The 18,435-nt window shown below is 65.5% G+C and carries 23 protein-coding genes; 10 read left to right on the forward strand and 13 right to left on the reverse strand.

The window, feature by feature from the left end; all coding sequences use genetic code 11:
* Window positions 1-77: 77 nt before the first annotated feature.
* The 7 genes from ASC89_RS14100 to ASC89_RS14125 all read right to left on the reverse strand — a co-directional run bounded on the left by ASC89_RS14100 (window position 78) and on the right by ASC89_RS14125 (window position 4,347).
* Window positions 78-764: a hypothetical protein gene (locus ASC89_RS14100; RefSeq protein ID WP_055998782.1), complete on the reverse strand. Its 687-nt coding sequence runs from the start codon at window positions 762-764 to the stop codon at window positions 78-80.
* A gap of 194 nt (window positions 765-958) precedes the next feature.
* On the reverse strand, window positions 959-1,174 hold the full coding sequence (locus tag ASC89_RS14105; protein WP_156384622.1) for a hypothetical protein: 216 nt from the start codon (window positions 1,172-1,174) through the stop codon (window positions 959-961).
* The gene (locus tag ASC89_RS28810) at window positions 1,158-1,310 is read right to left on the reverse strand and encodes a hypothetical protein (RefSeq protein WP_197421105.1); all 153 of its coding nucleotides are present in this window, start codon (window positions 1,308-1,310) and stop codon (window positions 1,158-1,160) included. The genes ASC89_RS14105 and ASC89_RS28810 overlap by 17 nt, the downstream gene beginning before the upstream one ends.
* Window positions 1,311-1,364: 54 nt before the next feature.
* On the reverse strand, window positions 1,365-1,919 hold the full coding sequence (gene phnN / locus ASC89_RS14110; protein ID WP_055998784.1) for a phosphonate metabolism protein/1,5-bisphosphokinase (PRPP-forming) PhnN: 555 nt from the start codon (window positions 1,917-1,919) through the stop codon (window positions 1,365-1,367).
* Entirely contained in the window at window positions 1,919-3,055 is a 1,137-nt protein-coding gene (locus tag ASC89_RS14115) for an alpha-D-ribose 1-methylphosphonate 5-triphosphate diphosphatase (RefSeq protein WP_055998787.1), read from the reverse strand. Before ASC89_RS14115 ends, phnN begins: the two co-directional genes overlap by 1 nt.
* Window positions 3,033-3,755 (reverse strand): DUF1045 domain-containing protein, encoded by a 723-nt coding sequence (locus tag ASC89_RS14120; protein WP_055998789.1) that lies wholly within the window; start codon window positions 3,753-3,755, stop codon window positions 3,033-3,035. The genes ASC89_RS14115 and ASC89_RS14120 overlap by 23 nt, the downstream gene beginning before the upstream one ends.
* Window positions 3,756-3,855: 100 nt before the next feature.
* Complete coding sequence (locus ASC89_RS14125; protein WP_156384623.1) at window positions 3,856-4,347, reverse strand: hypothetical protein; 492 nt, start codon at window positions 4,345-4,347, stop codon at window positions 3,856-3,858.
* 304 nt (window positions 4,348-4,651) lie between these two features.
* On the opposite strand from ASC89_RS14125, the gene ASC89_RS14130 reads away from it, so the two are divergent.
* Complete coding sequence (locus ASC89_RS14130; RefSeq protein ID WP_055876655.1) at window positions 4,652-5,908, forward strand: glycerate kinase; 1,257 nt, start codon at window positions 4,652-4,654, stop codon at window positions 5,906-5,908.
* 16 nt (window positions 5,909-5,924) lie between these two features.
* Here ASC89_RS14130 and ASC89_RS14135 read toward each other — a convergent pair whose 3' ends face one another.
* Window positions 5,925-6,125 (reverse strand): hypothetical protein, encoded by a 201-nt coding sequence (locus ASC89_RS14135; RefSeq protein WP_055998793.1) that lies wholly within the window; start codon window positions 6,123-6,125, stop codon window positions 5,925-5,927.
* A 129-nt stretch (window positions 6,126-6,254) separates the two neighbouring features.
* Between ASC89_RS14135 and ASC89_RS14140 the strand changes: the two genes are divergently transcribed.
* The 3 genes from ASC89_RS14140 (at window position 6,255) to ASC89_RS14150 (ending at window position 8,835) form a co-directional block, all read left to right on the forward strand.
* Window positions 6,255-7,193 (forward strand): Gfo/Idh/MocA family protein, encoded by a 939-nt coding sequence (locus ASC89_RS14140; protein ID WP_055998795.1) that lies wholly within the window; start codon window positions 6,255-6,257, stop codon window positions 7,191-7,193.
* Between the two features lie 270 nt (window positions 7,194-7,463).
* Window positions 7,464-7,961, forward strand: coding sequence for a 2,4'-dihydroxyacetophenone dioxygenase family protein (locus ASC89_RS14145; RefSeq protein ID WP_055998797.1), 498 nt, complete (start codon window positions 7,464-7,466; stop codon window positions 7,959-7,961).
* Between the two features lie 145 nt (window positions 7,962-8,106).
* Window positions 8,107-8,835, forward strand: coding sequence for an SDR family NAD(P)-dependent oxidoreductase (locus tag ASC89_RS14150; RefSeq protein ID WP_055876665.1), 729 nt, complete (start codon window positions 8,107-8,109; stop codon window positions 8,833-8,835).
* Here ASC89_RS14150 and ASC89_RS14155 read toward each other — a convergent pair.
* Window positions 8,825-9,292, reverse strand: a complete 468-nt coding sequence (locus ASC89_RS14155; protein ID WP_055998799.1) for a DUF1772 domain-containing protein — start codon at window positions 9,290-9,292, stop codon at window positions 8,825-8,827. The two genes, ASC89_RS14150 and ASC89_RS14155, sit on opposite strands and share 11 nt — an antisense overlap.
* Entirely contained in the window at window positions 9,289-10,107 is an 819-nt protein-coding gene (locus ASC89_RS14160) for an NmrA family transcriptional regulator (RefSeq protein ID WP_244488464.1), read from the reverse strand. The genes ASC89_RS14155 and ASC89_RS14160 overlap by 4 nt, the downstream gene beginning before the upstream one ends.
* A gap of 100 nt (window positions 10,108-10,207) precedes the next feature.
* Here ASC89_RS14160 and ASC89_RS14165 point away from each other — a divergent pair, with 100 nt between their 5' ends.
* Entirely contained in the window at window positions 10,208-10,831 is a 624-nt protein-coding gene (locus tag ASC89_RS14165; protein WP_055998803.1) for a TetR/AcrR family transcriptional regulator, read from the forward strand.
* On the opposite strand, the gene ASC89_RS14170 is transcribed toward ASC89_RS14165, so the two are convergent.
* The 3 genes from ASC89_RS14170 to ASC89_RS14180 form a co-directional block, all read right to left on the reverse strand.
* Window positions 10,817-11,326, reverse strand: coding sequence for a hypothetical protein (locus ASC89_RS14170; RefSeq protein ID WP_055998805.1), 510 nt, complete (start codon window positions 11,324-11,326; stop codon window positions 10,817-10,819). The genes ASC89_RS14165 and ASC89_RS14170 overlap by 15 nt on opposite strands.
* Window positions 11,323-12,249 carry an aldo/keto reductase gene (locus tag ASC89_RS14175; RefSeq protein ID WP_055998807.1) on the reverse strand — a complete coding sequence of 309 codons (927 nt, stop codon included), beginning with the start codon at window positions 12,247-12,249 and terminating at the stop codon, window positions 11,323-11,325. Before ASC89_RS14175 ends, ASC89_RS14170 begins: the two co-directional genes overlap by 4 nt.
* Before the next feature lie 85 nt (window positions 12,250-12,334).
* The gene (locus ASC89_RS14180) at window positions 12,335-12,724 is read right to left on the reverse strand and encodes a VOC family protein (RefSeq protein WP_055998808.1); all 390 of its coding nucleotides are present in this window, start codon (window positions 12,722-12,724) and stop codon (window positions 12,335-12,337) included.
* A 276-nt stretch (window positions 12,725-13,000) separates the two neighbouring features.
* On the opposite strand from ASC89_RS14180, the gene ASC89_RS14185 reads away from it, so the two are divergent.
* Genes ASC89_RS14185 through ASC89_RS14205 form a run of 5 tightly spaced genes read left to right on the forward strand, consistent with a single transcriptional unit; the run spans window position 13,001 to window position 18,243 of the window.
* On the forward strand, window positions 13,001-14,596 hold the full coding sequence (locus ASC89_RS14185; protein ID WP_055876686.1) for an ABC transporter substrate-binding protein: 1,596 nt from the start codon (window positions 13,001-13,003) through the stop codon (window positions 14,594-14,596).
* Between the two features lie 57 nt (window positions 14,597-14,653).
* A complete protein-coding gene (locus tag ASC89_RS14190; protein WP_055876689.1) occupies window positions 14,654-15,661 on the forward strand; it encodes an ABC transporter permease subunit in 1,008 nt (335 codons plus the stop codon).
* A complete protein-coding gene (locus tag ASC89_RS14195) occupies window positions 15,661-16,566 on the forward strand; it encodes an ABC transporter permease subunit (RefSeq protein WP_055876692.1) in 906 nt (301 codons plus the stop codon). The genes ASC89_RS14190 and ASC89_RS14195 overlap by 1 nt, the downstream gene beginning before the upstream one ends.
* A gap of 4 nt (window positions 16,567-16,570) precedes the next feature.
* A complete protein-coding gene (locus ASC89_RS14200; protein WP_055998810.1) occupies window positions 16,571-17,407 on the forward strand; it encodes an ABC transporter ATP-binding protein in 837 nt (278 codons plus the stop codon).
* Window positions 17,407-18,243: a dipeptide ABC transporter ATP-binding protein gene (locus ASC89_RS14205; protein WP_055998812.1), complete on the forward strand. Its 837-nt coding sequence runs from the start codon at window positions 17,407-17,409 to the stop codon at window positions 18,241-18,243. The genes ASC89_RS14200 and ASC89_RS14205 overlap by 1 nt, the downstream gene beginning before the upstream one ends.
* The last annotated feature ends 192 nt before the right edge of the window (window positions 18,244-18,435 follow it).

An 18,435-nucleotide genomic window follows, 5' to 3' on the forward strand; every position in this document is an offset into this window, starting at 1 on the left:
AAACCGAATGGCGCTCAGGACAGGGTTGAGACCTGTCCGCTTTGAGCGCGTGGCCAGTGGCCGATCGGTTCACAAGATCAGGGGTCGCCCAGGTGAGATGGGCGGCCCCTTTGCTTTGGCCTCAGGCTATCGCGCAGGGCTTGCCAACTGCGCCGGATTGCCCCGTCGGGCGAGAGCAGCAGCCAATCGGCGCGCGCCCAGACGAGGCAGCAGACGATCACGCTGGCCGAGAGCCAGTCGCCGGCAAAGCCGACCGCCGCCGAAAGGATCGCCGGCACCCGGCTGACCAGCACCAGATCCTTTGCGAGATCGCCGACGCTGGGCGACCAGCCGGCGAAGTTCAGCCGCACATTGCCGCCCCAGGCGCTTCCGAGTTTGCCCATGGCATGCAGCACCCCGGCGCTCAGCGCCAGCAGCGGGTTGCCCAGAACGAACAGCCCGAACGCCAGACAGATCGCGCCGGCAGTCGACCACAGGTCACCCTGCCGGTTCAGCGCCGCATTGGGTGGGGCGCCTCTGGCCCAGGCTCGGCTATAAACGATGCCGCCCCAGAAAAAGATCATTGTCGCCAGGGTCAGCGCCAGCGCTGCCTGGCTCCCTGCCAGGTGACGGATTACCTTGTCGAAGGTGTCGCCGCCGACCTGTGCGTCATGCAACCACACCGCGGCGATGAGGCCGGCGACAAATCCCAGCACATTGCCGCAGTTGTAGAGAAAGCCAGGTTCGTTCGCTCGGTGCAACGAGCCGGCAAATCGCGCTGCCATTCTCCGTCCTCCCCGGAGCCATGGTCGCGCGGCAACGTAATAACGCGCGCTACCGTAACTCCCCGCAACCGAGGTCTTTGCCTCGTCGATGCAGGAAAGTTAGCAGGCAGCGCGCCGAAGATTATTTGGCAACTATTTGCAGACAGCAGTTCTGGTCTGCTGTTCGGCCGCTTCATGCCAACGCTGAAACGACACTAGAGATCGTTTGCTGCGTTGAGTTCGCCGGTCGTCAGCCCGTCCCCCTCGGGGTCGAGCGGATGCGGCTCCGCCCCGATGATCGCCTCGATATCCACGGCCAGCTTGGTGAGATCGAGATCGGCAACCTTCTCCACCGGCTGCCGCTGCAGCGCGTGCTTGAGCGCCTCCTCGATCAGTTGGGTGCGCCGGGCTTCGTCAACCACCATTGCCATCGATCTTGATCCCTCCTTCGTCGACGCGGATCTCCAGCGCCGGCTTCTGCGATTCCTGATAGGCGATGTAGATGCCGAAGCCGACGGCGAGCGCCGCGAGCACGGCGATAACGGTGTAAAGCGAACTTCTGCTCATGCCGGTTCCTCTGACGCTGTTCAGAGGGGGCAACGCATCAACCCGGCCGCAGGTTCAATCGGCGATCGAGCGCAGCGCCCTGACGAATGAGGCGATCCCAGCGTCCAGCCCGGCCGAGTTGTCGATGATCTGAGGCACGATCCCCTCCGGCACCGGCGCGCCTTCGCGCTGCAGCCGGGCCTCGATGTCCTCGGCGCTTTCGCGGCCGCGCCCGGCGAGGCGCTTGGCCCGCACCTCCGGCCGGGCCGTCACCAGCAGCACGTGGCAGCTGGGGTATTTTTCGATCGCCCGCTCGATCACCTTGCGCGAGGTGTTCACCACCACGATCCGTCCGGCCACCATTGCCGCGTCGATTGCCGCCGGTACGCCGTAGCAGAGCCCATGCGCTTCCCAATCCAGCGCATAGGCGCCGCGCAGCTTCTGTCGGCCGAACTCGTTGACGTCGACGCTGTCGTGATCCTCGAGCTCGACCATCGCGGTGCGGGTGACCACCCGGCGCGGGAAGCTGAAGCGCAGGTCGTCGGCGAGGGCCGCCTTGGCCGCGCCGATCAGCGTATCCTTGCCGGCGCCCGACGGTCCGACGACGAGGACGAGGGCGCCGTGGCTCATCAGCTGACCCGCTTGCCCTGCCGCCACACCGCGCGCACCACCGGCACCGGATCGGTCCGCCGCACCCGCACCAGGTCGGCGCGCTTGCCGACGGCAATCTCGCCGCGATCGCTGAGGTGCGCCGCCGCTGCCGGCCGCGAGGTCACCATGCCCACCGATTCCGGCAGCGTGATGCTGTCGGCGACTTCCGGCAGCAGGAACGCCGCGTAGATCAGCGAGAACGGCACATAGTCCGAGCTCAGCACATCCAGCACGCCGGCCCGCGCCAGCTCGGCCGCCGAGATATTGCCGTTATGCGATTTGCCGCGCACCACGTTGGGGGCGCCCATCAGCACCGCCATGCCGGCCTCGTGGCAGGCGCGCGCCGCCTCCATGGTGGTGGGGAACTCGGCAATCGCCATGCCGTCACGCACTGCCTCGTCGACATGCTCGACCGTCGCGTCGTCGTGGCTGGCGAAGGCCAGTCCGATCTCGCGGCCGCGTTTCAGGATCGCGGCGCGGTTCTTGTCGGCATAGAGCTCGCGCTCGGCCTGCCGGTCGGCGATGTACTGCGCCATCTCGGCGTCCGAGAGGCGGAGCTTCTTCTGGTAGTAGGCGATGTAATGCTCGAGCGTGGTGTACTGGCGCGCCCCCGGCGTGTGGTCCATCAGCGAAGCGAGCCCAACGATCGGGTTGCTGCAATTGTCCTCGAAGTGCTGCGCCACGTCGGGCGTCGCCAGTTCGCACCTCAAATGAATGTGGTGGTCGGCCCTGAGCCGGTCGCCTGCATCGGCCTCGGCCACCGCGTCGACCATGGCGCGCACATCGGCGGTGATGTCGCCCACTTCCGGGTCCGAACCGATCCGCACGGCGTCGAACACCGTGGTGATGCCGGCGCCGGCAACCTGCGCGTCATGGCTCTGCAGCGCCGCAATGGCGTTCCAGGTCACGCCCGGCCGTGGCCGGTAGTGGTTTTCGAAATGATCGGTGTGGAGTTCGACGAGGCCCGGGATGACATAGTCGCCCTCCATGTCCTCACCAGCCCGCACCGAGCCGGTGTCGATCGCCGCGATGACTCCGTCGCGCACCAGCACCGAGCCGGTCACCACCTCGTCATTGAGAACGATACGAGCGTTAGCGAGCGCGAATTCGCTCATCGGCGGCCTCCCCAGTAAGAATGAAATCGCCGAGGCGCACGAACGGCGCCCCTGGCTCAGGCTCGTGGAACAGCACAAGCCTGTCCAGCATTGTTTCGGCTTCAGCGAGTGCTCCGAAATGCGCCGCGGCAGCGCGCGAATAGGCCTCGCGCTCATGCTCGGGCAGCCGGTCGGTCAGGGTCATGTGGAAGCGGAACTGCTCGAACACGTACGGGTAGCCGAAGCGGTCCATCAGTTCGATCTGCCGCTCGCTCAGGTGTCCGCCCTTCAGCCGCCGCTCACGCTCGGCCGCCGATGGCAGCGCGCGGAACGGTTCGAACGCCTCGACCACCTTGGCCGCAAAGTCGGTGAGTTCGCGCGGCTGGTCTGCCGGGATCAGCGCCAGGAAACCGTCGATCAGGTGAAGTTTCAGCCGGCCGATCGCCACCGGCTCCGCCTCGGCGGCGAAATCGGCCAGCCCGTCCTCGAGTTCGGCGCGCGATTTGCCGGCGGCGAGCGTCATCGGCGCCTTGAGCGTGGCGTGGAAGCCGTAGCGCCGGGCCGACACGCTCCGGTCGAACAGCGCGTCCCGCGCCGTGCCGGCCAGCGGACCGTCGATCGTTGCCCCGCTCAGCGGATCACGTCCCAGCCACTCGGCGGATTTCGCCCAGAGCGGCTCGGCCGCACCGGGGGCGTAGTAGATGGCAAAACGTTCGGGCATCGGGACTTCAGGCTCGGCAAGGGACGGGGCTGACTAGCCCCGTTCGATGTCAGTTTTTTGTCAGTCCGACAAGCTGTCCACTGCCGGGTTCAGACGAAGCTCAGATGACGCGCGCCACGCAGTCGGCGGCCTCGCTTGCCGCGCTGTCGAGGACATTGTCCGCCACCAGCGTCTCACCGCCGGCCAGCGGGTTCAGCAGCGCAAAGAAGCCGCGTTTGCCCTCGCTCTTCAGCTGCCACTTGATCCGGGTTCCCGGCGGCAGCTCTTCGGCGCTGTGATTGACCACGACGATAGCGTTCGGCTTGCCCGAAACGGCGCAGCTCAGCTGGACTGTCAGCCCGAAATGCCGGGTCTGCAGCATCGGCTCAGGGACATAGTCGGACGAGGAGTCGCCGTCCCCGCTATCGGCCGTAACCGGCGGGACAAGCTCGTCCGCCGGTCCGGTGCCGGCCGCCGGACCGGTTCCGTCGATTGGGCCGCCGGGCAGCAGCAGGTCAACCTCATCTGCCACCACTGGCAGAACAGCCGCCGTGAGGGGCGACAACATCAGTGCCGCGAGCAACGCGCCCGCGAGAGGACGAATTCTGTTCATTGTTGTTTCCTGCGCAGGCCCATCGATCGCGTCCACGATCGGTGCCTGACTATGTCGCTGGTTTCCTGCGGCGGCAACTAGGTCCCGACGCTTGAACTTCGCGTGAGGTGGCCATTTCGCCCTTGTTCAGCAAGACCAGCTGTTAACGTTGCGCATCGGACACAGACGAGGCCGATGCATTTTCTGCGCGCCTTCTGGCAGAAATGAGCTGTACCGGGCATGAACGCGTTGCCGCATCGCCCGGTGCTTGCCTCGACGGGGCGACGCCGCCAATATCGCGGCAAATCAGTACCCCCGGGGCTTCATGGATCGCGACCTTCTCGAACGGCTCTATCATCGCGCCGTCGACGCCGCCCAGCCGCAGCACGCCATCGCCGCCAACCTGCCGGAGCCGCCAAGGGGACGGACCGTGGTGATCGGCGCCGGCAAGGCCTCCGCGCAGATGGCGCGGGCCTTCGAGCTGGCCTGGCCCGGGCCGATCCACAGTGGCCTCGTGGTCACCCGCTACGGCTACGCCACGCCCTGCGAGCGCATCGAAATCGTCGAGGCCGCCCATCCGGTGCCCGACATGGCCGGCTACCTCGCCGCCCGCCGGCTGATGGAAAAGGTCTCCGGCCTCGGCCATGACGACCTGGTGGTGGCGCTGATCTCGGGCGGCGGCTCGGCGCTGTTGCCGCAACCGGCGGCCGGGCTCAGCTTCGAGGACGAGCAGGCGGTCAACGAAATCCTGCTGGCCTCGGGCGCGCCGATCTCGGTGATGAATGTCATCCGCAACGAACTCAGCGCCATCAAGGGCGGCCGCCTCGCCGCTCTCGCCTCGCCCGCCCGCGTCGCTACGCTCATCGTCTCCGATATCCCCGGCGACGACCCGTCGCTGGTCGCCTCCGGCCCGACCGTGCCGCTGAGTTCCGGCCGCGCCGAAGCTCGCCACCTTGCCTCGCTCTACCGGCTGAAACTGCCGGCGGCCGCCGAAGAGCTGCTGGCCTCCGATCTCAACCCCGCGCCACGCGCCGGCGATCCGCGCTTTCACCACAACACCGTCCGCATCATAGCGTCCGCCGCCTTGTCGCTGGAGGCCGCGGCCGCCGAGGCGCGGTCCGCGGGGCTCGAGGCCCATATCCTCTCCGATGCGATCGAAGGCGAAGCGCGCGACGTCGCGTCGGTTCACGCCGCGCTCGCGCGTGAGATCAAAACCCGCAACCGTCCGTTCGCCAAGCCCGCGCTGCTGCTGTCGGGCGGCGAGACCACCGTCACCATCCGCGGCGATGGCCGGGGCGGCCGCAACGCCGAGTTCCTGCTCGCCTTCGCCCTCGCCATCGATGGCATCGAGGGCATCACCGCGCTCGCCGCCGATACCGACGGTATCGACGGGGCAGGGGATAATGCCGGCGCCATCTGCGATGGCCACACCGCGGCGAGGCTGCGCGCCGCCGGCATCGACCCACGTCGGGCTCTCGCCAACAACGACGCCTACAACGCCTTCCGCGCCGTCGGCGGCCTGCTGCTCACCGGCCCCACCGGCACCAACGTCAACGATTTTCGCGCCATCCTCGTGCGCTGAGATACTGCGCTGGACGTTATTCCTCGACCCACGAGTCGAAGGTGCCATCCTTGCTCAGCCGCGCCACCATGTAGCCGCCGCGCTGCCGCGGCCGCACCTCGTAGTCATAGTCCTTGCCGTCCATCGCCCGCTGCAGGTTGGCAGCGCTCTCGGCGCTTTCCGCCGAGGCGAACACCTGCGGCACGCTGTTGCCTTCACTGACGAATGCCCGCGACATCACAACTCTCCCACCTGACGCCTCAGCATAGCCCACCTTAGGCAGCCGGACGATTTTCCTTTGTGGGGAACTTCCCTTTCCTTCGCCCATGCCTTTAAGTGCCGCCCGCTTTCAGGGAGTGTTTCGGCAATGGCCAAAAAGAAGATCGCCGTCATCGGTATCGGCAAGATCGCGCAGGATCAGCACCTGCCGGTGATCGACAAGAGCCCGGATTTCGACCTCGCGGCCTGCGTCTCGACCCGCGGCCTCGGCCATCGCGACGTGCCGGTGTTCAAGACCCCGGCCGAACTCTACAAGGCCATGCCCGAGGTGAAGCTGGTCGCCATCTGCACCCCGCCCGGCGTCCGCCACGCCTATGTGCGGCAGGCGATCGATGCCGGCAAGGATGTGCTGCTGGAAAAGCCGCCGACCCCCACCATCACCGAGTTCGAGGACCTCGTCGCCTATGGCGAGAAGAAGGGCAAGGTGCTGTTCCAGACCTGGCACTCACGCTACAATGCCGCCGTCGACACCGCCAAACTGATCCTCAAGGACGAAGGCGTCGCCTCGCTTCGCATCGACTGGCGCGAGAGCGTCCGCAAGTGGCACCCGGGCCAGGAATGGGTGTGGGAGCCCGGCGGCTTCGGCGTCTGCGATCCGGGCATCAACGCCATGTCGATCTTCACCAAGATCATGCCGTTCCCGGTCTTCGTCGACAGCGCGCGGCTGAAATTCCCGGCCAACCGCCAGACCCCGGTCGATGTCGAGATCGTCTTCAAGTCCGGCGAAAAGCACCAGCCCAAGCTCAGCGCCGGCTTCAACTGGCTGGAGGAGTCGGGCGAGATCTGGACCATCGCCATCGAGACCCGGAAGGGCACGCAGCTGAAGCTCGAGCGGGGCGGCACCGTGCTCACGGTCAATGGCAAGGAAACCGTCGCCAACCCCTCCGAGGAGTATGAGGCGATCTACGAGCGTTTTGCCAAGCTATTGAAGAAGGGCAAGTCCGAAATGGACGGTTCTCCTTTGCGGCTGGTCGGCGATGCCTTCCTGCTCGGCGCCCGCGAGAACGTCGACGAGTTCCACTGGTAAGGACGAACAGGCATTGGGAATGCAACGGACAGGCTGGTGGCTGTGGACCCCCACGCCTGTCTCCTCCCCGCAAGGGGGAGGGTGCCCCTCCCACTGACATCGCAGTACGCGTCTCCCTCCCCTGGCGGGGAGGGACAGGGGTGGGGGTCAGCCCGCCCTGACCGATCGGTCTTCGTGAGGCTGCCGAACAAAGCCCCCTAGACGTAGGTCGACTGGCAGGGTTAGCTCGCACCGCATACAGCTACCATACCAGTGACGAGGAGACCTGCCATGTACGAGACCTTCAACGGCTCGGCCCATCCGTTGGCGCCCCGGGAAATCGCCATCACCGCCGTCCCCGAGGATGAGCGGGTCTGGGTGCCGCAGGCCGAGGGGGTCTGGTTCCGTCCGCTGTTTCTCAACACGCTGCAGGGCCAGTGGTGCAACCTGCTGCGCGTCCGCCGCGCCGGCATTCTGAGCCGCCACCTCCACCCCCAGCCGGTGCACGGCTACGTCATCAAGGGCCGCTGGCACTATCTCGAGCACGACTGGGTGGCCGAAACCGGCTCCTATGTGTTCGAGCCGCCGGGCGAGATCCATACCCTGACCGTGCCCGAGGACACCCCGGAGATGATCACTTTCTTCAACATCTCGGGCTGCATGGTCTATCTCGACAAGGACAACAAGCAGGTCGGCTTCGAGGACGTCTTCACCAAGATCGACATGTGCAAGAAGCACTACGAAAAGGTGGGGCTCGGGGCGGACTACGTGGACCAGTTCGTACGCTGACCCTTCCTTCCCTCTCCCCTTGAGGGAGAGGGTGCCCGAAGGGCGGGTGAGGGGCAGTTGCGATATCCGTCCCCTCATCCGTCTCGCTACGCTCGCCACCTTCTCCCTCAAGGGGAGAAGGAAGAAACCGATGGGATAGGCCTCAATGACTAGCTGGGCATCAGAGTTCTACGCCAAGAAGACCGTTGTCATCACCGGCGGCACCTCCGGCATCGGCCAGGGCATCGGCCGCGCCTTTGCTGACGCCGGGGCGGTGGTGCATGTCACCGGCGCCACCCAGGCCGAGGTCGAGGCGGGCGCCGCTGCCGAGCCGCGCTTCCGTTACACAGAGCTCGACGTGCGCAATTCCGAACAGGTCGCCGAGTATGCCGCGACCTTCGGCAGCGTCGCCGCACTGATCAACTGCGCCGGGGTGAACCTCCGCGCTGCCGAGCACACCGTCGACGGCTTTGCGACTGTCATCGATATCAACCTCAACGGTTCGATGCGCACCGCCTACGCCTTCAAGGACAAGCTCGCCGGCGGCGCCATCCTCAATATCGGCTCGATGTTCTCGTTCTTCGGCGCCCCGCACGCCCCGGCTTACGCGGCGTCGAAGCACGCCGTCGCCGGCCTCACCAAGTCGCTCGCCACCGCCTTTGCCAAGGAGCAGATCCGCGTCAATGCCCTCGCCCCCGGCTGGATCGAGACCGCGATGACCGCGGTGCCGCGCGCCAACGAGGCGCGCAACGCCGAACTGATGGGCCGCACCCCGCTCGGCCGCTGGGGCACTCCGGCGGACCTGGCGCCCGCCGCCCTGTTCTTGTGTTCGCCGCTCGCCGGCTTCATCACCGGAGCGATCCTGCCGGTCGACGGCGGCTACCTCATCGCATGAGCGAGATCATCAGTAAGAGCGTCGCGAGCATCGCGGCGCCCGACCTGATCGAGTTCCACCGGGTCCAGTCCCTGAGGTAGCTGGCCCAGTAGGCGGCGCCCTCGGGGCTCGGGGCCTCGAACCTGGCCAACCGGTCGTTCATCGGCACATTGATCGCCATGGTCACGCCGAACGTCCCGATGACATAGACCAGCGCGCCGGCCGCCGCCCATGGGCTGCCGCCCGCCACGAACACCGCCAGCACCAGCGCCAGCCCGAGGATCGCGGTCCCCATGAAGGCGCCGAGAAAGCCGGCATTGAGCACCGTCACGTTGATGGCGTTCATCACCGCGATGGCGTTGGCGGGTGGCTGCCGGCCGATTGCCGGCATGATGAAGTTCGAGAACCCGAAGAAGGTTCCGCCGATCAGCGCTGCGCCGAGCGCCACGACGATACTGAGGATATCGATCCAGTTCATGCTTGCCTCCAGGCGCCCTTGGCTGCCGCTTCGCGTGCAAAGTCCGCAACGTCCTTCGGTTGCCGCCCGAGGACCCGCTGCACTCCATCGGCGAGGGATTCGTTACGGCCGTCCAGCACCTCGCTGAACAGCTCTTCGAGCAGCCCGGCGATTTCTTCGGGCATTTCGCTGCCGGCGAGCGAGTCGAGGAACTCATGTGCCGGCATGGTGCGGAACATCACGTTGCTGCCGCTCGCGCGATTGATCTCGGCAACCACCTCGGCGAAGGTCAACAGCCGTGGGCCGGTAACCTCATAGAGCTGGCCGATGTGCCGGTCGTCGGTCAGCGCTGCGGTCACCACGTCGGCGATGTCGTCGCAATCGACGAACGGCTCGCGTACCGCGTCGACCGGCAATGCCACTTCGCCGCCGAGCACCATCTCGAGGAACTGTCCCTCGTCGAAATTCTGGTTGAACCAGCTGGCGCGCACCACGGTCCAGTCGGCGCCCGAGCCGATCAACTGCTGCTCGGCCCGCTGCGCCTCCGGCTCACCGCGGCCGGACAGCAGCACCAGCCGCTTTACCCCCAGCGACAGGGCCAGTTCGGTAATGGCGCCGATGGCCTCGGCTGCGCCCTTAATCGCGATATCCGGGTAATACGTGATGTAGGCGCTGGCAGCCCCCTCAAGCGCTGCCGCCCAGGTGCCGCGGTCGGTCCAGTCGAACCCCGTCGACCGCGAGGCCAGCCGCACCGGCAAGCCGCGTACTTCGAGGCGCTCCGCAACCCGCGCGCCGGTCTTGCCGCGGCCGCCAATGATCAGGATCGGTTTGGTCATTTCATGCTCCATTCGCAAAACATGAGGAAGTCTCATGTTGCGGAAGGTGATAAATCCTCATATTATCGACGTCAAGCAGAAATGTGAGGATTGTTCACTTATGGCCGAAGCCGCCGAAACCGCCGCCCCGGCGCGACGCACCCCGCAGCAGCAGCGCAGCCGCGAGCGGGTCGAGCGCATTCTCAATGCGGCCAAGGGGCTGATCGAGCGGAGTGGCAGCGATGCCATGAAGATGGGGGAACTGGCCGCCGAGGCGGAAATCTCGATCGGCTCGCTCTACCAATACTTTCCAGACAAGGCGGCGGTGATCGGGGCGCTGGCCGAGCGCTACAATGAAGAGGGTCGCGCCTGCATTCGCGATGGCCTCGCCGGGGTCAGCGATGCGCCTGGCTTCCGCCGGGCCTTCGGCGAACTCATCGATATCTATTACGGCCTGTTCCTGGCCGAGCCGGTGATGCGCGACATCTGGTCGGGCACCCAGGCCGACAAATCGCTGCACGGCATCGACCTCGCCGACAGCCACGAGAACGGCGCGCTGGTCGGCGCCGTGCTGCAGCGGATCTATCCCGATGCCGATCCAGCGGAACTGCTCAACCGCGCCACCCTGGTGATGTACCTGGGCAGCGCCAGCATGCGCCTTGCCATTTCGGTGGGCCGCAAGGAAGGCGACGCTTACGTCGGCAACTTCAAGCGCATGGCAGTCGCCGAGTTACTCGGCGACTGATGTCGCCGTCGGCGGCAGGCGCGGCGCGCAGAAATACAGCGCCTGGTTGATCACGTAGAGCGAGCCGTCGAGCGTGATGCCGTTCCTGGGCAGGTCCGGCCCGGCTTTCGGGTCGAGAAAGGCGAGGCCGCCGTTCTTCAGCGCCTCGAGCAGTGGCGCCACGTCGCCCTCGATGCGGGCGTTGTAGGGCGAACCATCGGGCTTGGCGTCGACTTCGTGTCCGTCTTCCTTGTCGATATCGATCCGCCATCGTCCGGCGTCGCCGCCCGGACGGCTGGTGTGCAGATGAATGCCGATCTCGAAATCGTCCTCGCAGCGCACCGCGAGGCAGACGAATTCCTTTGGCGTCGATCCGGCAGCACAACCCAGAGCTGCCCGGTCGCCTTCGCCCTGTAGCGGCGAATAGTGCCAGCCGGCGTCCTGGGCGAGGGCAGGGGCGGCGAGGGTGGCGAGCGCCCAAGCCAACAGCGCTGCGGCCGCAGCCGTCGATGTCATTTGCCGGCGTCCGTCAGCAACTGCAGGTCCTCGGCACTCAGCGTCAGGTTGGCGCCGCGCATCAGGCTCTGCACCTGCTCGACCGATGTCGCCGAGGCGATCGGTGCGCCGACGCCCGGCTGCGCCGCGATCCAGCTGAGGGTGATCTCCGCCGGCAGCGCCCCGGTCCGCTGGCTGATCGCGTCCAGCGCCTCGAGGATGCGATAGCCTTTGGGGTTGAGGTATTTCTCCACCACGGCCTGGCCGCGCGGGCTCTTCTGCGCGTCGGCGGCGCTGCGATACTTGCCGGCGAGGAAGCCGCGCGCCAGGCTGAAATAGCCGATCCCCGAGACGCCCTCGGCCACGCAGGTCGCCTGCACCTCTTCGAACTTCATGCGGTCGTAGAGGTTGAACTCGTTCTGGATCGTCTCGTAGCGCGCCAAGCCGTCGGCCTTCGAGATGCCGAGTGCCTCGCTCAACAGCGCCGTGTCCTGGTTGGACGAGCCGACATAGCGGACCTTGCCGGCCTTCACGAGCTTGTCGAGTGCCTCGAGCGTCTCCTGCTGCGGTGTCGCCGGGTCGGGCCAATGGGTCTGGTAGAGGTCGATATAGTCGGTCTGCAGCCGCCGCAGCGAGGCGTCGACTTCCTCCTCGATCCATTTGGCGCTGAGGTCGCGGTGCCCCTGGCCCATGTCCGAGCCGACCTTGGTGAACACCAGCACCTTGTCGCGGTTGCCGCGCGCCTTCATCCAGTTGCCGATGATCGTCTCCGACTTGCCCTTGCCATAGCTGTCAGCGGTGTCGAGCGCCGCAAAGCCGCCATCGAGGAAGGCGTCGAGCACCGGATAGGCCGCCTGCTCCTCCAGCGTCCAGCCCAGCACGTTGCAACCGAAAACCAACGGGTCGATGAAAAGCTCGGTGCGGCCGAGGCGGCGCTTGCTCATGGTGATCTCCAGTATTGGTGAGGGACAGGCAGGAAGGCCCGGTGAGCCTAGCCTTGCCATCCATCGGCGACAAGCGATGGACGTCTCAACCCTTGGGCTGAATCAGGTCCCATTTGTTGCCGTAGAGGTCCTCGAACACCGCCACCGAGCCATAGGCTTCGTGCCGCGGTAACTCGAGGAACTTGACCCCGCGCGCCACATAGGCGGCGTGGTCGCGGGCGAAATCGTCGGTCTCGAGGAAGAAGCCGACCCGCCCGCCGGTCTGGTTGCCGATATGGGCGGATTGCGCGGTCCCGTCCGCCTTCGCCAGCAGCAGTCTGGCCCCGCCGCCGCCGGGCGTCACGGTGACCCAGCGCTTGCCGCCACCCATATCGAGATCGCTCGCGAGCGCGAATCCGAGCTTGTCGACATAGAACGAGATGGCGTCGTCATAGTCGGCGACGACGAGGGCGATTGTGGCAATGGACTGGCTCATGTGCCGATCATTTGCGGCAGCGCGTCGCGACCGTCAATTGCCGCGGTGTGAAATCGATCCCACCGCGCAACCGCTTTACCTGCCGAGAAACTCAGGTTTGCGGCGATAGGGGCTTTGTTGAAACGGCATTGCGTATGACGGGGCTTTGACCAACCGGTAAAACTGGGCCATTGCGTGGCGGCAGAAAAAGCGCTTTGTTGCGCGCCAAGCTCCGGCCGGCGGAAGGGACTCTGCCGTTGAATGCCGGGGCGTAATGCTTTTCGGGAGACAACCATCATGCATTTGATGAAAACCCTGCTCGCCGCCACCGCGCTCGTCGCGGTGATGGGCGGCAGCGTCTATGCCAAGCAGCTCGTGTTCTGCTCGGAAGCCTCGCCGGCGCACTTCGACCCCGGTCCGACCACCGGTGGTAACGACTTCGACGCCAGCTCGCGCACCATCTATGACCGCCTCGTCGAGTTCGAACACGGCGGCACCGCCGTGCAGCCGGGTCTCGCCGAGAGCTGGGAAGTCTCGGCCGACGGGCTCGAGTACACCTTCAAGCTCCGTCCGGGTGTGAAGTTCCACACCACCTCCTACTTCACGCCCACACGTGAGCTGAACGCCGACGACGTGATCTTCTCGCTCGAGCGGCAGTGGAAGGAAGACAATCCGTGGAACAAGTACCTCGAGGGCATCTCGTGGGACTATTTCCAGGGCATGGACATGCCCAAGTTCCTCAAGTCGATCGAGAAGGTCGATGACCTGACCGTCAAGATCACGCTGAACGAGCCCAACGCGCCGATGCTGGCCAACCTGGGCATGGACTTCGCCTCGATCGTTTCGAAGGAATATGCCGACCAGCTCGCCGCTTCGGGCAACCTGGCCGACTTCTCCAACAAGCCGGTCGGTACCGGCGCCTTCGTGTTCGTCGACTACCAGACCGATGCCGTCATCCGTTACCAGGCCTTCGCCGACTACTGGCGCGGCAAGGTGGCGATTGACGACCTGATCTTCGCCATCACCACCGATCCGGCGGTGCGTGCGCAGAAGCTCAAGGCCGGCGAATGCGATATCATGTCGTATCCCGCCCCGGCCGATATCGAAGGCCTCAAGGCCGACACCAACCTGCAGGTGATGGAGCAGGAAGGCCTGAACATCGGCTATATGTCCTACAACACCACCGTCGCTCCGATGGATAACGTGAACGTCCGCAAGGCGCTCTCGATGGCCATCAACAAGCAGGCGCTGGTCGATGCGGTCTACCAGGGCGCCGGCCAGGCCGCCAAGAACCTGATCCCGCCGACCATGTGGTCCTATGACGACAAGATCGTCGACACTGCCTACGATCCGGAAGGCGCCAAGAAGCTCCTCGCCGACGCAGGCGTTTCGGGCCTGACCCTCGACCTGTGGGCCATGCCGGTCAGCCGTCCGTACAACCCGAACGCGCAGCGCGCCGCTGAAATGATCCAGGCCGACTGGGCCGCGGTCGGCGTCACTGCCAACATCGTCACCTACGAGTGGACCGAGTACCGCGAGCGCGGCAAGCAGAAGGACCGCCCGGGTGCGTTCCAGATCGGCTGGACCGGCGACAACGGTGATCCGGACAACTTCTTTGCGACGCTGTTCTCCTGCTCGGCCATTGGCGTGTCCAACTACTCGAGCTGGTGCAACGACGACTTCGAGAAGGTCATCCAGGACGCCAAGAAGGTCTCCGACCCGGCCGAGCGTACCGCGCTCTACACCAAGGCCCAGGAAATCTTCAAAGCCGAAGAGCCGGCCCTGACCATGGCGCACTCCAAGGTCTTCATGCCGATGAACAAGCGCGTCCTCGGCTACACTATGGATCCGCTCGGGATTCACCGCTTCGACAATGTCGACGTGACCGAATAATTAGAGATAGAGTTCAAGGGGCGGCGCCATCACCGGCGCCGCCCCTTGGCGTACCCAATGCTGCGATTCATCCTCCAGAAACTCGCCCTGATCGTGCCGACCATTATCGGCATCACGATCGCGTCGTTTGCCTTCATCCGCCTGCTCCCCGGCGACCCCATCCTCGCGATGGCCGGCCAGCACGGCGTCACCCCCGAACGCTATGAGATCCTGAAGGAACAGTTCGGCTACAACCTGCCGATCTGGCAGCAGTACTTCAATTACGTCGGCGGCATCCTGCAGGGCAATTTCGGCATCTCGCTCGCCACCAAGCGGCCGGTGATCGATGAATTCCTGACCCTGTTCCCGGCAACCGTCGAGCTGGCGCTGTTCGCTATGCTGATCGCCGTGGCGCTCGGCATTCCCGCCGGCATCTTTGCCGCCATCAAGCGCGGCTCGTGGTTCGACCAGATCACCATGGGCGTGGCGCTCACCGGCTATTCGATGCCGATCTTCTGGTGGGGGCTTCTGCTCATCATCTTCTTTTCCGGCTATCTCGGCTGGACCCCGGTGTCGGGTCGCATCGCGCTCAACTTCTTCTTCCCGCGCATCACCGGCTTCATGCTGATCGACAGCCTGCTCGCCGGTAAGCCCGATGGTTTCATCTCGGCGCTGCGCCACCTGATCCTGCCGGCGATCGTGCTCGGCACCATTCCGCTCGCCGTCATCGCCCGGCAGACGCGCTCCGCCATGCTGGAAGTGCTGGGCGAGGACTATGTCCGCACCGCCCGCGCCAAGGGCCTGGACCCCAACCGCGTCGTCGGCGTTCACGCCTTCCGCAACGCGCTGATCCCGGTCGTCACCACCATCGGCCTGCAGATCGGCCTGCTGATGGCCGGCGCCATCCTCACCGAGACGATCTTTTCCTGGCCGGGCATCGGCAAGTGGATGATCGACTCGATTTCTAAGCGCGACTACGTCTCGGTACAGTCGGGCCTGCTGCTCATTGCGTTGATCGTCATGGCGGTGAACCTCATCGTCGACATCCTCTACGCCGTCATCAATCCGCGCATCAGGGTGCAGTGATGGCCGCAGAAACCACCACCACGACCTCCACCGCTCCGGGCCGCTTCAGCGGGTTGCGCGAGTTCTGGTACTATTTCTCGACGAACCACGGGGCGGTCCTCGGCCTCGCCGTATTTCTGCTGCTGATCCTGGTTGCCCTGTTCGCGCCAGTGCTGGCGCCGTTCTCGCCCGACCAGCAGTTCCGCGAGTTCATCCGCATGGCGCCGCCCTGGGCCGGCGGCACGCAGCCGCAATTCTTCCTCGGCACGGACGAGGTCGGCCGCGACATTCTCTCGCGCCTGATCCACGGCTCACGCTACTCGCTGATGATCGGCTTCATCGTCGTCACCGGCGCGCTGATCGTCGGTGTCACGCTCGGGCTGCTCGCCGGCTACTTCCGTGGCTGGGTCGATGCGCTGATCATGCGCGTCATGGATATCATCCTCGCCTTCCCCTCGCTGCTCCTGGCGCTGGTGCTGGTGGCGATCCTCGGCCCCGGCCTGTTCAACGCCATGCTGGCCATCGCGCTGGTGCTGCAGCCGCATTTCGCCCGCCTGACCCGCGCCGCGGTGCTGAGCGAGAAGAGCCGCGAGTATGTCACCTCGGCCAAGGTCGCCGGCGCCAGCCACATCCGGCTGATGTTCGTCACCATCCTCCCCAACTGCCTTGGGCCGCTGATCGTCCAGGCGACGCTGAGCTTCTCCAACGCCATCCTCGAGGCGGCGGCGCTCGGCTTCCTCGGCATGGGGGCGCAGCCGCCGACGCCGGAATGGGGCACCATGCTGGCGCGTGCCCGCGAGTTCATCACCAGCGCCTGGTGGATCGTCACCATGCCCGGCCTCGCCATCCTGATCACGGTTCTCGCCATCAACCTCGTGGGCGATGGCCTGCGCGATGCGCTCGATCCCAAGCTCAAGCGGAGCTGAGGCGATGCACCTGCTCGAAGTCAAAAATCTCACCGTCAGCTTCGATACCTCGGTCGGCGTGTTCAACGCTGTCAAAGGCATCGATATCCATGTCGACGCCCGCGAAGTCCTGGCTATCGTCGGCGAGAGCGGTTCCGGCAAGTCGGTGGCGATGCTCGCCGTCATGGGCCTGTTGCCGCCCACCGCTCATGTCAGCGCCGACAAGATGACCTTCGACGGCAAGGACCTGCTCGCCATGTCGGCTGCCGACAAGCGCAAGATCATCGGCAAGGACGTCGCCATGATCTTCCAGGAGCCGATGACCAGCCTGAACCCCTGCTTCACGGTGGGCTTCCAGATCGAGGAAGTGCTGCGCTTCCATCTCGGCATGGGCAAAGCCCAGCGCCGCGCCCGCGCCATCGAACTGCTCGATCAGGTCGGCATCCCCAACTCGGCGGAGCGGCTGAAATCCTATCCGCACCAGATGTCGGGCGGGCAGAACCAGCGCGTCATGATTGCCATGGCCATTGCCTGCAACCCCAAGCTGTTGATCGCGGACGAACCGACCACGGCGCTCGACGTCACCATCCAGAAGCAGATCCTCGATCTCCTGGTACGGCTGCAGGCCGAGCACGGCATGGGCTTGATCATGATCACCCACAATATCGGCGTCGTCGCCGAAACCGCCGACCGCGTCGTGGTGCAGTATAAGGGGCGCAAGATGGAGGAGGCGGGCGTGCTCGAGCTCTTCACCGCGCCGAGGAGCTCCTACACCCGCGCGCTGCTCGCGGCGCTCCCCGACAACGCCACCGGCGACCGGCTGCCGACCATTACCGGCACCAACTTCGAGGAGGCCGTGTGATGAGCACCGTCCTCGAAGCCAGGAACCTGGTCCGCGACTATCACATCGGCGGCACGCTGTTCGGCGGCGGCCGCACCGTGCATGCGGTCAAGGGCGTCAGCTTCAAGCTCGAACAGGGTAAGACCCTGGCCATTGTCGGCGAGTCCGGCTCGGGCAAGTCGACGCTGGCCCGCATCCTGACGCTGATCGACCGGCAGACCGACGGTGAGCTGCTGATCGACGGCGAGACCATCGACATCAAGAAGAGCGGCGTCACCGCCGCCATGCGCCGCAAGGTGCAGATCGTCTTCCAGAACCCCTATGGCTCGCTGAACCCGCGCCAGAAGATCGGCAACGTGCTGATGGAGCCGCTGCTCCTCAATACCGATATGCCGGCCGCCGAACGGCGCGACCGTGCCCTCGATATGCTGGTCAAGGTCGGGCTGCAACCCGAGCACTTCAACCGCTATCCGCACATGTTCTCGGGCGGCCAGCGCCAGCGCATCGCCATCGCCCGCGCCATCATCCTGAAGCCCTCGCTGCTGGTGCTCGACGAGCCGGTCTCGGCGCTCGATCTGTCGGTGCAGGCGCAGATCCTCAACCTGCTCGCCGACCTGCAGGACGAGTTCGGGCTCACCTACGTGTTCATCAGCCACGACCTCAGCGTGGTCAAATACATCGCCGACGAGGTGATGGTGATGTACCTGGGCGAGGCGGTGGAGCAGGGGACGCGTGACAGGCTGTTCTCCAACCCCGAGCATCCCTATACCCGCTCGCTGTTCGCCGCGACGCCACGCGCCGATGTCGAGAGCATCAAGGCCAGGTTGGCGAGGAAAGCAGCTCTGGCCTCAGCCTGATCTGCCGCACACTTTAAGCCGGTGTTAAGCCTGGGCCCGTAGCGTTCGGCGATGCTTCCCACGCCGGTGTCACTACTTGCCCAAAGCTGCCAAAAGCACGTCGGCTCTGGCCGCCGGAGCGCTTTCAGGAAAAGTTGCAGACTTTTCCGCCTCGAAAGCGCGACATAATCGCGGCTCTGATGTCCGCAGCGC

The organism is Devosia sp. Root413D1, from assembly GCF_001425235.1.
Classification (GTDB): domain Bacteria; phylum Pseudomonadota; class Alphaproteobacteria; order Rhizobiales; family Devosiaceae; genus Devosia_A.